Consider the following 13,325-nt stretch of genomic DNA (forward strand, 5'->3'; position numbering starts at 1 on the left):
ATCACCTTTTTTGGTCCTGGGATGGCCGTTCGAACCGGGTGAGCTTGTGCGAGCCGTCGCAGAACGGCTTGGTCGCCGAGCTCCCGCACCGGCATAGCGCGAGCGTGGAGCGCGTCTGTTCGATCCGCCCGCCGTCCCCGTCGACCAGCTCCACCTCTCCGCGGACCAGCAGCGGACCGCGCGGGCACACAGTGATCTCGACCGCGGGCCCCTCGCATGCCGTCGGCGTGTCGTGCGCGCTCGCGCCAACAGGCTGTTCGCCCATCACGCGGCGTCCGGGGCCGGCAGCGGTGCGCGCAGGGAGGTGCGCCTCTGCGTCCAGGCGTCGTGTTGCCAAGTGCCGACGAGTTCGTCGAGCAGGCAGACGCTGGCCGCGCCGAAAAACACGTCGCTGGCCAAACGCGGGTCCTCCTCGATCAGGCCTCCGGCCAGGTCCCGGCCCGCGATCTGCTCGTGTACGGCGTCGGCCTCGACGTGCTCGTCGAAGTAGTCCGTCACCGGGGCGTCGAATCCGAGCCGCCGGAACCCGCGCGCGTACTTCGCGTTGGGGATGGACGAGGTCATTTCGTAGATGGCCAGGTGGCCGGCGATGGCGCCGCGGAGCCGGCGCTGGAGTCCGAACAGCGACATGGCGTTCACCGACGCGAGGCTGATCGCCGGCACATGGTCGAGGTAGCGCCCGAACCCGGTCTCGAGCCCGAGGCCCTCCATGGTGCGTGCGAAGAGTTGCGAGTGCATGCGTCCCGGTCGTCCGCCGCCGTACTCGTCGGCCTGGATCTCCACCAACGCCGACTTCGAACGACCCGACAGCCGCGGAATGGCCCAGGTGTGCGGGTCCGCCTCCTTGAGCTGATAAACCGACTTGTGAACCAGGAATTCCCGTGCCTGCGCCGTGTTCGCGCGGCGGGCGACGAAGTCGGAGACGGAGGGGCCCCCGCCGGCCTCGGCCATCGCGAACAGCCGGTCGGCGACGTCCTGCGCCCCGCGCGGGGGCGCGCCCATGGCGGACACGCCGTCACGCAGCCGGGCCTCGAACGCCTCCTCGATCCGGGCGCGGACACCGAGGAGGGCGGGGTTCCATTCCCAGCGCTCCTCCACGGACTCCAGCCCCGAGTAGTGCAGCTCGTACAGGCAGAACAGGACCAGTTGGAGATCCTCGTCGTAGAGGACGTCGCCGCGATCGCGCAGCGCGGTCTCGACGGCGACGTCGAGACCGGGCAACGAGTCGGAGGGACCGTTCCGCGTCAGGACGCCGAAGAGCGACTCGGTGACGGGTCCTCGCGCCTGCGGTAGTTCCATGGGGATCTCCTGGGGTCTTCGGGCGGCGGCGGCCCCGCCGGTCCCATCGAGGGTCGGCCCGATGGCTGCGGCGAGGACACCTGAACCTGAGAATCCTAAGCCCACCTTGGGCCCTTTTGGAAAGCCTGTGCGCTTCGGATCCGTCGCCTTTTTGGGAGGACTCGGCTGGGACGCTCGACGCGAATGCGATTCCCGCGCGCCCGGCCGGCGGATCCCGCGCGCGCTGGATTGTGGCGGGGTTCCCGGGGGCCAAAAATGCGCCTCCTACTGCTATGTCGCCGCGCGCCGCGGGCCCATAAAGTCGGCCCATGTCCTCAGGTAGTACCGTCCCACGACCGGCCCCCAGCATCCAGCAGCGGGACGAGAGCGCCCTGCCCGCCTTGGAGTACATCCTCCCGCTGCGCAGCACGACTCCGATGGGGGCCGAGTTCGCCGCCTACCTGCATCGGCTATGCGGCTGGGTGGACGTCACGGTCGTCGACGGCTCCGGACCGGAAGTGTTCCTCGAACACGCCCGGTCGTTTCCGGTCCGGGTCCGGCACATCCGCCCGGACGGACCGTGGCAGGCGAACGGCAAGGTTGCCGGGGTCCTGGCCGGCGTCCGCCACGCGCGCCACGAACTGCTGGTGCTCGCCGACGACGACGTCAGGCACACCCCCGGCACGCTGCAGGAGATCGCGGCACTGTTGGGGAATGCGGACCTGGTGCGGCCGCAGAACTACTTCGATCCGCTCCCGTGGCACGCCCGCTGGGACACGGCCCGGTCGTTGGTCAACCGGGCCTTCGGCTCCGACTACCCCGGCACCTTCGGCGTCCGCCGCTCAGCGCTCACCGCGGGCTACCGGGGGGACGTGCTCTTCGAAAACCTCGAAATGATTCGCACCGTCAAGGCCCGCGGTGGCCGTGAGGTGCGCGCGGACGGGATTTACGTGCCCCGGCGGCCCCCGACGTTCAGGCACTTTCGCGGGCAGAGGATCCGTCAGGCCTACGACTCGCAGGCACAACCGGCGCGGCTGGCCGTCGAGCTCTCGCTCCTGCCAGGGCTGTTGCTGCAGTCCCGGGCACCGATCGGATACTTCGCATGGGCCGCCGTGGTCCTCGCGGCCGCGGCGGTGGGGCGCCGGCGGGAGGGCGGCACGCGTGTCTTTCCGCGCACCGCCCCCCTGTGGGCACCGCTCTGGCTACTGGAGCGCTCCGTCACCGCCTGGGTTGCCCTTGCGCTGCGGTTCCGCGGCGGGATGCCCTACGCCGGGAGCCGACTCAGGACCGCAGCCGGCCCGACCCGACGATAGGGGTCCGCTTCCCCGCATTGCCCGCTAGTTCGTGGCCCCCTTGGGGTTGTCGGCGTCCTTGAGTTCGAACTCGGCCGTCGCCTGGATCAGCGAGAGCAGTTCGGGGTCCAGGCCGGGGGAGAACTCTTCGCGGCGTTCGGGCGAGATGGTCATGGGAAATCCCTCGGGCATGACCTCGGTCCGCAGCTCCTGGGAGGCGTCGGACGGGGACGCCCCGCGGAAGAGCTTGCCGGCCTCGCTGAGGTTGTCCGCGCCGAAGGTGTACTGCACGTTCTGCAGTCCCTGGTCCAGGAGCTTCTTCACCTCCGGGAACTGTTCGGCGTTGGTCTTGGGGATGGGAACCGCGGCGCCCCAGTTCACGCCGAGGCTCTCGAGCGCCTTGGCGTAGGCGTTCTCGTGGGCCTGGTCCCGGACGATCAGGTAGGCGATCGTGGAGCGGGCGGTCTTGTTCTCCGTCATCTCGTAGATGCGGCACTTTTGCAGCCGTCCCGTGGACTCCAGCATGAGGTTGTAGAGCAGGTCCAGAACCAGGTTCCCGCTGTTGTAGACGTAGCTTCCGCTCCAGGGGTTCCCGGCGGCGTCGACAGGCAGGGCGCCCTGGGCGGCGACGAGGTAGTGGTGGATGTTGCCGGTGTCCAGGGCGATCTTCAGCGGGGTGGCGCCCTTGGCCCCGGGCTCGTCGACGGGGTCGGTCTTTTTCCCGTTGTAGCGCGGGGACCCGTCGAGGAGCCGGGAGATGGTGGTGCCGATCAGCTCGACGTGGCTGATCTCCTCGGTGCCGATGCCCTGCATCAGGTCCTTGTAGGGTTTGCCGGCGGCGTCGCCGCGGAAGTTCATGCTTTGGAACAAGTACTGCATCATGGTGCGCATCTCGCCGAATTGGCCGCCGAGGCCTTCCTGCAACGCATTGGCCGCGGCCGGATCCGGCTCGTCCAACCACTCTGCGAATCTGTGACGCGCGACACTAAACCACACGCCCGGAACCAGAATCAAGGGAACCAACACCCTTCCCCGGCACTGCCCGGCGAATTGCGAACCCGGTGTCCCACCCTTCGCCCGGTGGTGCGCAGCGGGCATGTCCACAGGGAACGCGGGTTGCGTCGCCGGCCTGCACTGTGTGAACGAAGTCCCGAACTCGGGGAGGAGGCATCGTATGCCCACTTTCCCACCTGCAGTCGATGGCCGAGCTTGAGGACCCGCTCGCCAGCGGACCCGAGTCTTACGTCCGGTCATCGGAAGGCTACGAATCCGACCGCCAGGCCGGCAGCCCGGACATCGAGACCGGACCAGACCTCCCCGGCCTCTCGCTCCTCGGCGACACAATGGAAGACGCCACGGATTGCCGCCGTTCCTGCTGTGGACTTGCGGGAATCCCCTACGTACCGTGGCACCCTTGGTTCGTCCGCGTGGTCGCGCCCCTCGGTCCGGCGCGAGCCGGAGATGAAACACCGCAACAGCCCTGAAAGGGATGGACGACATGACCACAGCACGTGAAATCATGAGCGGATCCGCCGAATGCGTCGGCGAAAACGAAACCCTCGACGTCGCCGCCACCAAAATGCTGGAACTCGACGTCGGTTCCCTGCCCATCTGCGGCGAGGACAACCGGCTCAAGGGCATGCTCACCGACCGCGACATCGTGGTCAGATGCCTCGCCACCGGCGGCGACCCCCGCCAAACCAAGGCTGGCGACCTTGCGGAAGGCAAGCCCGTGACCATCGGAGCGGACGACAGCGTCGAGGAAGCTATCGCCACCATGAAGGAACACCAGGTGCGCCGCCTCCCGGTGATCGATGGGCACGACCTCGTCGGCATCGTCAGCCAAGCCGACATCGCGCGGAATTACCCGGAGGACCGTGTCGGCGAACTCGTCGAGTTCATCTCCATGGACAACTGACCGCCGCACCCAGTCCTCCACAACGGGGTCCACACACGGTGGGCCCCGGCACGTCTCGCCAACAAAGGAGCCAGCATGATGCCCACCGACCAGCCGTTCGACCCAGCCCCGGGGAACCCCTTGGACCGCGACGCCGCACCCGATCCGAACAGCGGCATCGAAGACGAGGTGGCCCAGGGCGAAGAAGGCGAGATCCCCGTGCAGGGCAACGAGGAAACAGCCGACGACCTCGCCCTGAAGGCCTTCGGCGACAAGGACCACGACGGCGAGGGCGACGTACCCAGCGTTCCCTTTCCCGGCTAGTGTCCGACGGCCCGCCTCATCCGCCGCCACCGGGCCGGCGGAATTCGCGGGGGCGCCGGCCCTACGGGCGAAGTCGGCCGCGGGCGGACTTCTGGCCTAGCCACGCGGGAAGGGCGCGCCTCACCGGGACGTGCCCCTCCTTTCGCTGGTGTTGGTGTCCGCCCCGGTGTGGGCGCGGCTCGTTCCGGTCTGGATCGGCACCGTCGTCCTTATTTCCCTGACGGTACTTTGGCGACGAGGCTCGCTGCGGCGCAGGGGCACCGGCGGCTGAGCGGACTCTCGGCTGCCCCTGGCGGGAGTCTTCCGCCGCCCACCCGACGGTCCTAAACTCGGCACACGGGATGGGGACGGGACCGGCGCGGCCCCGGCGGCGTCCGGTGCGGGGCACCGCCCGATCCATCGGAAGCGGCGCGGGCCCCTTGCGGTCCGGCGGAGGCAAGCCAGCCAGAGGGAGAAGTCCGGCATGAGAATCGTCGTCGATCTCACCAAGTGCCAGGGATACGCCCAGTGCGCCTTTCTTGCCCCGGACGTTTTCACCATCCAGGGGGACGAGGCCCTCACCTACGACCCGCATCCCGACCCGGCCCAGCACACGCGGATCGTGCGGGCAGCCGCCGCGTGTCCCGTGCAGGCCATACGGATCGAGCAGGTTGTCGGGCGGGACGGGACAGCGGTCCGGGACGCGCCGACCGGGAACGCAGCCACGGCCGAGGGCGGCGGCACGTTCAAGACCAGCGGCGGCATCGTCATCGTCGGGGCGTCGATGGCCGGGCTGCGGGCGGCCGAGCGGCTTCGCGAGGAAGGCTTCACGGGCTCGTTGACCCTGGTCGGCGAGGAGCCGCACGAGCCCTACGACAGGCCTCCGCTGTCCAAGCAGGTCCTGACCGGCTCCGCGCCGTGGGAGGACACCTCGCTCCCGCGGCACCGGGACCTCGACGCGACCTGGCGGCTGGGTGTGGCCGCGACCGGCCTGGATTTGGCCGCGAAGCAGGTCCTGCTCGCCGACGGGAGCAGGCTCGGATTCGACAAGCTGCTGATCGCCACCGGGCTCCGGGCGCGCCCCTGGCCCAACGACGGGGAGGCGGCGCTGACGGGCGTCCTGACCTTGCGTACCCGAGACGACGCCGCGATCCTCCGGCGGCACCTCGCCGACCGGCCTCGCCGCGTGCTGGTCATCGGCGGCGGGTTCATCGGGTGCGAGGTCGCTTCCGTGTGCCGCGAGCTGGGCCTGGACGTCACGGTCGTGGAGGCCGGCCCCACCCCGCTTGTGGCGGCACTCGGCGAGGTGGTCGGAGCCATCGCCGGCGAACTTCAGACCGGGCACGGCGTGGACCTGCGCTGTAGCGTCCGGGTCGCGAACCTAGAAGGCGATGCGGCCGGGCACCTGCGGCGCGCCGTCCTGTCCGACGGCACAACGCTCGAGGTGGACGTGGCCGTTGCCGCGCTCGGCGCCGTCCGCAACGTCGAGTGGCTGGCCGATTCGGGGTTGTCGTCGGGGGTGTGGGGCGTTGCGTGCGACGCCGGCTGCCGCGCCTTCGACGCGAACGGCCTGGTGACGGACGACGTGTTCGTCGCCGGAGACATAGCCCGCGCCCCGCAGCCGATGTACGGCTACCAGTACCTCGCCGTCGAGCACTGGGGCAACGCCGTGTCCCAGGCCGAGGTCGCCGCACACAACATGGTCAGCAGCGAAACCGAACGGTGGCCGCACCTGGAGGTGCCGAAGTTCTGGTCGGCGCAGTTCGGCACGGAAATCAAGACCGTGGGCGTGCCCTCCGTCGCCGACGAGGTCGCCATCGTCCAGGGATCCGTGGCCACACGGCGGTTCCTGGCCGCCTACGGATACAAGGGCCGCATCGTGGCCGCGGTCGCCTTCAACCAGAACAAGTGGCTCGACTTCTACGTACCCCTGATCGAGCGCGCCGCACCGTTCCCGCCATCGTTCCGCCACGTTGACGAACCCGCCCATGCCCGTCCCGTCCCGGCCGGGTTCCGGCCCACCGTCAGCCCCACCCAGGACGCCACCGTGGTGGTGACCGGCCACGACCCCAACGAACGGCGCGCCCGGCTGATGAACCCGGTCGCCGGGGACAAGCCGTCGCTGACCCCGGCTGGGGCGGCCCCCCGGTCAAAGGAGACCCCGCAGTGAGCCCGGCAACCCCTTGGGAGCAGGCCCTCGACTACGCCAACCGGGCCAACCCCTACCCCTTCTACGCCGAACTCCGCGGGACCCCGGTGGCGCGGCAGCCCGACGGCTCGTACCTTGTCAGTGGCTACGCCGAGATCGCGTCGCTGCTGCACGACCCGCGGGTTAGTTCCGACATCAGCCGTAACCCGGCCGCGGCCGCGGCCGGCGCCACGGGGGACGGCGGTGAAGGTCCGGGGATGTCGCCGACGTTCCTGAACACGGACCCGCCCGACCACGACAGGCTTCGACGGATCGCCATGCGCCACTTCGGACCTCCGACGACGCCGGGCCGGGTCGCCGGCATGGAGCCCCGGATGGCCCAGATTGTCGCCGAGCTCATCGACGGCATGGTGGGGCGCACCAGGATCGACGTGGTCGACGAGCTGGCTTACCCGCTTCCCGTGACCGTGATCTGCGAGCTCCTCGGCGTGCCGCCGGGGGACGAGCGGCGCTTCCGGCACTGGGTGGAGGTCGCCCTGCAGTCCACCGATCCGGGCCTTGACCCGGAAACGCAGCAGCAGAGGCAGGCGGAGGCGGGCGCGGAGCTGCGCGCCTTTATGGAGGACCTGGTCGAGGCCCACCGCCGGACCCCGGGGGAGGACCTGCTTTCGGCGATGGACCGAGACGACGGCCCGGAGGGCCGCATGACGGACGAGCAGCTCGTGGGCACGGGGCTGCTGCTGCTGATCGCCGGCCACGAAACCACCGTGAACCTCATCGCCAACGGTGTGCTGACGCTCCTCCGCCATCCGCGGGAGCTGGAGAGGCTGCGCAACGACCCAGCCCTGGCCATCCCGATGGTCGAGGAGCTGCTGCGCTACGAGCCTCCGGTCCACTTCGTCCCGTTCCGCACGGCCCTCGACGACATCGACATCGCGGGCACCACCATCCCCGAGGGATCCTCCATCACGCTGCTCTTGGCCGCGGCCAACCGCGACCCGGCCCACGTCGCCGACCCCGACCTCTTTGTTCCGGACCGGCCGAACAACCGACACCTCGGCTTCGGCGGAGGCATACACCTCTGCTTCGGGGCGCCCCTCGCCCGGCTCGAGGCCCAGATAGCGCTCACCGAGTTCGCCCGCAGGGTCGAGAACCCGCGGCTGGTGGAGGATCCTCCCCCTTACCGGCCGAGCCCGTTCCTGCGCGGCCCGTCCCAGCTCCCGATCGACATCGACGGCGTCGCGCCGGCCGGCCAGGCCGCCGGCCCCGGCGCCGGAAGCTAGACGGCGCGGGAGGGGCGCCGACGGATCACGGAGTGGGTGGCGGGGGCGGCTCATCCTTGCCGACCGCGCCCGGAAGCGCGAACAGGCTCCCGATCAGTGTTCCGGCCGCCCGTCCGAGGAGGTCGCGCTCAAGCGGCGGGAGGGACATCAGCCCGTAGATGTAGGCCTCCACCTCCCGGTTGCCGACGATCCCGCCCGCCCGGCCGTACTGGACCCAGAGCTCGTGCGGCCCGATGCTGGCCTCGTGGATCGTGCGAAGGAGCCGGATCCGCTGCTCCTCTTCGAGAATTTCCATTGCGCTCCCCGCAATCCCTTGTTCCCCCGCCGCCGCGGGTGTTTGCCTTACGTAACAAGGTATGCGCGCGCACCGCCACCGCGATAGGGCGGGGCGGCGAGTCACAGTGGAGCCACAGCTTGATGCTAAAAAACGCCTAGCCAACGGTCTCTTGCCGCACCATGATGCGGCGGAGCGCCGGGGCGCGCTGCCCTTCCGCCAAGATCGCTTAGGTGGCGGCGAGCCGTTGGGCCGGAGCGGCGGTGTGCTCTTCCGCGGTCAGGTACTCCTGGACGGCTTGCGCGGGGACGCGGTAGGACCGGCCGAAGCGCACGGCGGGAAGATCCCCTGCGTGGACCAGCCGGTAGACGGTCATCTTCGAAACCCGCATCGCCAACGCGACCTCGGCCACCGTCAGGTAGTTGGCATCCTCGAAACTCTGCAGATCAACCATGGTGAGTCCCCATTTCGCTATGTCATCGGCCTGGATGTGGGCCGGAAACCGTCCACACCTTCAACCACTACTACAACGTTGTTCACATGCTAGACACAAATGAGCAGGGGCACCATGGTTTTCGGATATTTTCTCCTTTTGCTGGTTTTATAAAGTCTTGACCCAGCTTGACTGCCTGCCACGTCGCCGTCAAAAGTCCACCGGACCGGACGCGCCGTCGCCGGGCCTACCGCCGGTGAATGGATTTGTAGGACAGGTAGGCGGCCAGCCCCTCGGGGCCGTACTCCGTACCGAGGCGCGTAGGCCGGAAAAGGGTCCTTCATCCGGAACGGTTCGTAGCCGTGGTGGTCCGCGGGAGCCTCGGCGCCGTGGCCGAACGGGCATGTCGCGGTCTTGTCCGTGGGGGAAGACATTGGTGCTCCTTGGTTCATCCGGCACCGTGCTGCTGTGGTGCCCGAGGCGTTTCACCCAGTGTGGCCCCGCTCACGTTCGCACCGTCACCCCTGCCTTCCACTCAGTGGAAGGCATCTTCTTTAGGCCAGCGGAGGGCCCGGCGGCAGCTGCCCACGTACGCTGCCCATCAGCGTCTCCAGCGGAATGTGGCTCGTTGTTCGCTCGATCCGCGCGGCCACACCCTTGAGCACCGGGAGGTGGCGCAGCATGGTCCCCGCCTGCGCGGACGGGATGACCAGGCCGATCGCGCACCCGAGCTGACCCGTGTGGAAGACGGGGACCGCGATCGAGCACGATCCCAGCCGCATCTCCTCCAGGGTCGTCGCATACCCCTGCTCGGCGACCTGCGCCAGCTCCTCGGCCAGCCTTCGGGGATTGGCGTGCGTGTGGACCGTGGGCTGCTCGAGGTCCCGCAGAAGGTAGGCGTTGCGGACCCGCTCCGTCTCGAAGGCGAGGATGACCTTGCCGACAGCCGTGGCGTGCAGCGGCAGGCGTCCGCCGACGCGCGAGGCGCGCGGAACCCGCTTGGTCCCGTAGACACGGTCGATGAACAGCACGGAATTGCCGTCGCGGACCGCCAGCTGGCTCGTTTCGCCGGTGAGCGAGAAGAGGTCCTGGACGAGCGGCAGGGCCGTCTCCCGCAGCTGCCGGCCGGCGTTCTGGGCGATCGCCCACAGTCTGATGCCCAGCTGGACCCGTCCGTTGGGCCCCCGCGACAGGAAGCCCCACTCCACCAGCTCGCCGACGAGGCGGTGGGTCGTGGAGAGGGGCAGGCCGGAGAGCTCGGCCACCTCGGTCAGCGTGAGCGAGCGTCGCGCGGTCTCGAAGACGCCAAGGATCGCGAGGATGTTGGACGTGACCGTGCGTCCTGGCTCGCTGCTGCCGCCGGCCACCGCTTCCTCCTCGCTTCGGCGGGCCGTCCCGCCGTCGGGCCGATTCTAGCCCTCGGGGCTACCCTGCCGGGTCCTTCGCGGCCCCGCGGGTGAACGGGAGCACCAGCCGGGACCGGTGGGCGGCGTCGCGGTGGATCTTGTGCGTGACGGGCCGGCCCACCGGCAAGTGGAAGGCGTCCGGCGGCAGCAGGGCGTTGTGCTCGTCCGCCAGCGGCTCGGCGTTGGACAGCTCCGCGACCAGCTTGTGGCCCGGCATAAACGTGTTGGCGAACGGGTAGAGGCGCAGGACGTACTCCTCGATCTTGCCCGGCTCCACGGGCACGGCACGGGTGTGCGGGTGGACGGGACTGCCCGGGGTGCTGCGCCGCTCGTCCAGCTCGCGGTGCGACGCCTTGAGGTAGCCGGTGGTGATCAGCTGGCGCTTGCCGTTGGGGGCGTAGTCCCACAGGCGCAGGATGAAGTTGGTGTCCACGGCGTCGATCTCGGCGAAGATGTGCGCCGCCCCGGTGCCGATCATTTCCGACGCCGCCTCGAAGACGGGGGTCTCCCACTTGATGATCTCGACCTTGTCGGTCACGGTCAGCGGCGCCTGGTAGAAGCCGTCCGGCGCCGCATACTCGACGCCCATCGTCTCCGGCTCCGTGGACAGCTTGCGGCGGGGGCGCAGGTAGAGGTTCCTGTACTCGATCTCCTTCGGCGGCCACGCGGCGGCCGTGACCAGCTCTCGGGAGCCCTCGACGAAGACGCTCACGGCGGGTTCGTCCATCACGCCGTTATCGATGCCCTTGATCCAGTAGTCGTACCACCGGAACATCTTGTTGTGCTCCTCGATGAACGGGCGCGACTGCATGGGCGGGTAGGGGCCGATGTCCAGCTTCTTCGGACCCTTCAGGGCGTCGAAGAGCTCGATGGTGCCGTCCATGGTCCATCCGCGGCCCTGGTCGATCTGCAGCCAGACCGGGATGTCGATGTTGGGGGCGAGCGTGATCGGGTTGCGCTCCTCGTACCAGTCGCCGTCGAGCTCGTTCATCACGATGTCGAACCAGGCCTCGTGGTTCTTCGGGTAGTTCAGGACGTGGACCAGGTTCGGCCAGGCGGCGACGTCGGGGTCCTCGAGGCGCTTGGCGACGCGCTCACTGATCTCCGCCGGGGAGTACTTTTCGAGCATGCGGGACTTGACGCCGTCCGTGAAGGCCCAGCCGGAGTCCCCGCCGCGGCCCTCGCGCGCCGCTCGCGGCATAAACCACATCACGCCGCCGTGGTAGGTGGTCTCGTAGAAGTCGTAGTGGCCGCCGGAGACGAAGATGGCCTTCAGGTGAGGGGGGCGCTCGGCCGCGGCCAGCACCTGCATGGAGCCGAAGTAGGAGATGCCGACCATGCCGACGTTCCCGTCGCACCACGGCTGCGCGGCGACCCATTCGATGAAGTCGTAGGCGTCCTGGCCCAAGGACACGCCGCCCGCGTTGTAGTTGCCGATGTGCTCGCCGCCGGAGTGCCCGGAGCCGCGCAGGTCGCCGATGACGTGGACGTAGTCCTCCTTGACGATCCTCGCGATGTCGCCCGCCTCGATGCAGCCGTCCCACATGGGGCTGGGGCGGCGCTGCGGCGGCGTGGTCAGGGCGAGCGCCTGCAGTTCCTTGCCGTAGGGGCTCAGCGCCACCAGCGCCGGGCGCGGCTTCTCGTCGGTGCCCTGGTACGCGTCCGCGGCAAGCTCGATGCCGTCCCGCATGGGGACCCGCAGGTCCTTGCGGATCGCGATCGTCGCGCCGCCGGCGTTCCACGTCGTGAAATCAGTCATGGGTGTGCAGCTCCTCGTTACCGTTCAGCGCCGGGCATCTGGCCGACGGGCATGCTCTCCCGAGCGTGACGCCATCATATTATTATAATAAAGTCGCATGTGGCAAGATCACGCATGGTCGCCGGAACCGAGGAGAGAACGATGTCGCACGAAGTCAAGGTCCATCCGCTGGTCTCGCCCTGGGGCCGCTTCGGCCTCTACAGCTTCCTCATCGACGCTCCGGAGCTGGCCATCGTGGACACCGGGATCAACTCCTCGCCCGCGGAGGGCATGGTGCCGGCGCTGGAGAAGCTGGGCCGCCGGATCGAGGACGTGCGCTGGATCCTGCTGACCCACGGCCACATCGACCACCTCGGCGGCGCGCACGCGCTGTGGGAGCTGACCGGCCGGCGCGCGCAAGTGGTCATCCACGAGGCCGACGCGCCGCTGTTGCGGTCCCGGCGCGCCCACGTCGACCAGTACCTGGACGTGCGGCGGCAGTACATCGACAACCCGGATGCGGTCCGCGAGCAGACAAGGATGGCGGACGCGGTCATCTCCGGCGAGATGGAGCCGACCCTCGTGGTGAGGGGCGGCGAAACCCTGTCGCTGGGAGGGGGCGCCACCGTCTCCGTGCACCATACCCCCGGCCACACGGCGGGGTCCGTCGCGTACGTGCTGGACGGGCAGGGCGCCGTCTTCGTCGGAGACTCGGTCCAGATCCACGGCGCCGCCAACGGGTTCCCGGGCTACGAGGACGCCGCCGCCTACCGGGCGAGCCTCGCCCACCTGCGGGACGAGGTGCGTCCGAAGCACCTGTACCTGGGGCACCCGTACCGGGGCGCGGACGGTGTGCCGTACGACGTCGTGCTGGAGGAGGCGGGGGCACGGCGGGCCCTGCAGGAGGCGCTCGACATCGAGGCGCGAATCGACGAGGCCGCCACGCGTTGCCTGCGCGACGGCCTGCGGGAGACCCGCTCGGCCTACTCTCCGTTCGCGCCGGTCGCTGACGAGGTCGGCTACACCGGGGACCCCACGCTGGAGCCCTCCCCCTTTTTCACGACCCTGCACGGCTACCGCCGGGCCTTCGAGTCGCGCTGATCCGCGCGGAACCGCTCGACGGATCCACTGCGCGCGCACGCGGCGCCATCATCGACGTTTGGGCCACCCCGTCCGGCAAGTGGGTCTTCGGGGTCGAGGACGTCGACGGGGAGGTGGGCTACGCCACCGGAAGGGCCCTTCGTCTCGCGCCGATCTAGCCTTCCGCGTTGA

Annotated in this window: 13 protein-coding genes; 6 read left to right on the plus strand and 7 right to left on the minus strand. The window is 69.4% G+C overall.

Annotated features, from left to right (window positions below; all coding sequences use genetic code 11):
• Position 1: 1 nt before the first annotated feature.
• Both AC3ZJJ_RS16390 and AC3ZJJ_RS16395 read right to left on the minus strand, forming a co-directional pair.
• Positions 2 to 265, minus strand: a complete 264-nt coding sequence (locus AC3ZJJ_RS16390; protein WP_489892880.1) for a CDGSH iron-sulfur domain-containing protein — start codon at positions 263 to 265, stop codon at positions 2 to 4.
• The gene (locus AC3ZJJ_RS16395) at positions 265 to 1,299 is read right to left on the minus strand and encodes an iron-containing redox enzyme family protein (RefSeq protein ID WP_489892881.1); all 1,035 of its coding nucleotides are present in this window, start codon (positions 1,297 to 1,299) and stop codon (positions 265 to 267) included. The genes AC3ZJJ_RS16390 and AC3ZJJ_RS16395 overlap by 1 nt, the downstream gene beginning before the upstream one ends.
• Before the next feature lie 308 nt (positions 1,300 to 1,607).
• On the opposite strand from AC3ZJJ_RS16395, the gene AC3ZJJ_RS16400 reads away from it, so the two are divergent.
• Positions 1,608 to 2,591: a glycosyltransferase family 2 protein gene (locus AC3ZJJ_RS16400; protein ID WP_489892882.1), complete on the plus strand. Its 984-nt coding sequence runs from the start codon at positions 1,608 to 1,610 to the stop codon at positions 2,589 to 2,591.
• Between the two features lie 24 nt (positions 2,592 to 2,615).
• On the opposite strand, the gene AC3ZJJ_RS16405 is transcribed toward AC3ZJJ_RS16400, so the two are convergent.
• On the minus strand, positions 2,616 to 3,566 hold the full coding sequence (locus AC3ZJJ_RS16405) for a manganese catalase family protein (RefSeq protein WP_489892883.1): 951 nt from the start codon (positions 3,564 to 3,566) through the stop codon (positions 2,616 to 2,618).
• A gap of 502 nt (positions 3,567 to 4,068) precedes the next feature.
• On the opposite strand from AC3ZJJ_RS16405, the gene AC3ZJJ_RS16410 reads away from it, so the two are divergent.
• The 4 genes from AC3ZJJ_RS16410 (at position 4,069) to AC3ZJJ_RS16425 (ending at position 8,202) form a co-directional block, all read left to right on the plus strand.
• The gene (locus AC3ZJJ_RS16410; RefSeq protein WP_489892884.1) at positions 4,069 to 4,488 is read left to right on the plus strand and encodes a CBS domain-containing protein; all 420 of its coding nucleotides are present in this window, start codon (positions 4,069 to 4,071) and stop codon (positions 4,486 to 4,488) included.
• Between the two features lie 75 nt (positions 4,489 to 4,563).
• Positions 4,564 to 4,791, plus strand: a complete 228-nt coding sequence (locus AC3ZJJ_RS16415; protein ID WP_489892885.1) for a hypothetical protein — start codon at positions 4,564 to 4,566, stop codon at positions 4,789 to 4,791.
• A 463-nt stretch (positions 4,792 to 5,254) separates the two neighbouring features.
• Positions 5,255 to 6,940, plus strand: a complete 1,686-nt coding sequence (locus AC3ZJJ_RS16420; RefSeq protein ID WP_489892886.1) for an FAD-dependent oxidoreductase — start codon at positions 5,255 to 5,257, stop codon at positions 6,938 to 6,940.
• Positions 6,937 to 8,202 (plus strand): cytochrome P450, encoded by a 1,266-nt coding sequence (locus AC3ZJJ_RS16425; protein WP_489892887.1) that lies wholly within the window; start codon positions 6,937 to 6,939, stop codon positions 8,200 to 8,202. The genes AC3ZJJ_RS16420 and AC3ZJJ_RS16425 overlap by 4 nt, the downstream gene beginning before the upstream one ends.
• A gap of 25 nt (positions 8,203 to 8,227) precedes the next feature.
• On the opposite strand, the gene AC3ZJJ_RS16430 is transcribed toward AC3ZJJ_RS16425, so the two are convergent.
• The 4 genes from AC3ZJJ_RS16430 to AC3ZJJ_RS16445 all read right to left on the minus strand — a co-directional run bounded on the left by AC3ZJJ_RS16430 (position 8,228) and on the right by AC3ZJJ_RS16445 (position 12,074).
• Positions 8,228 to 8,497: a hypothetical protein gene (locus tag AC3ZJJ_RS16430; protein ID WP_489892888.1), complete on the minus strand. Its 270-nt coding sequence runs from the start codon at positions 8,495 to 8,497 to the stop codon at positions 8,228 to 8,230.
• 208 nt (positions 8,498 to 8,705) lie between these two features.
• On the minus strand, positions 8,706 to 8,930 hold the full coding sequence (locus AC3ZJJ_RS16435) for a helix-turn-helix domain-containing protein (RefSeq protein WP_489892889.1): 225 nt from the start codon (positions 8,928 to 8,930) through the stop codon (positions 8,706 to 8,708).
• 533 nt (positions 8,931 to 9,463) lie between these two features.
• Positions 9,464 to 10,276, minus strand: coding sequence for an IclR family transcriptional regulator (locus AC3ZJJ_RS16440; protein ID WP_489892890.1), 813 nt, complete (start codon positions 10,274 to 10,276; stop codon positions 9,464 to 9,466).
• A 58-nt stretch (positions 10,277 to 10,334) separates the two neighbouring features.
• Positions 10,335 to 12,074 (minus strand): CocE/NonD family hydrolase, encoded by a 1,740-nt coding sequence (locus AC3ZJJ_RS16445; RefSeq protein WP_489892891.1) that lies wholly within the window; start codon positions 12,072 to 12,074, stop codon positions 10,335 to 10,337.
• Between the two features lie 141 nt (positions 12,075 to 12,215).
• On the opposite strand from AC3ZJJ_RS16445, the gene AC3ZJJ_RS16450 reads away from it, so the two are divergent.
• Positions 12,216 to 13,154: an MBL fold metallo-hydrolase gene (locus AC3ZJJ_RS16450; RefSeq protein WP_489892892.1), complete on the plus strand. Its 939-nt coding sequence runs from the start codon at positions 12,216 to 12,218 to the stop codon at positions 13,152 to 13,154.
• The last annotated feature ends 171 nt before the right edge of the window (positions 13,155 to 13,325 follow it).

Source organism: Arthrobacter sp. AOP29-A2-19 (assembly GCF_058138025.1).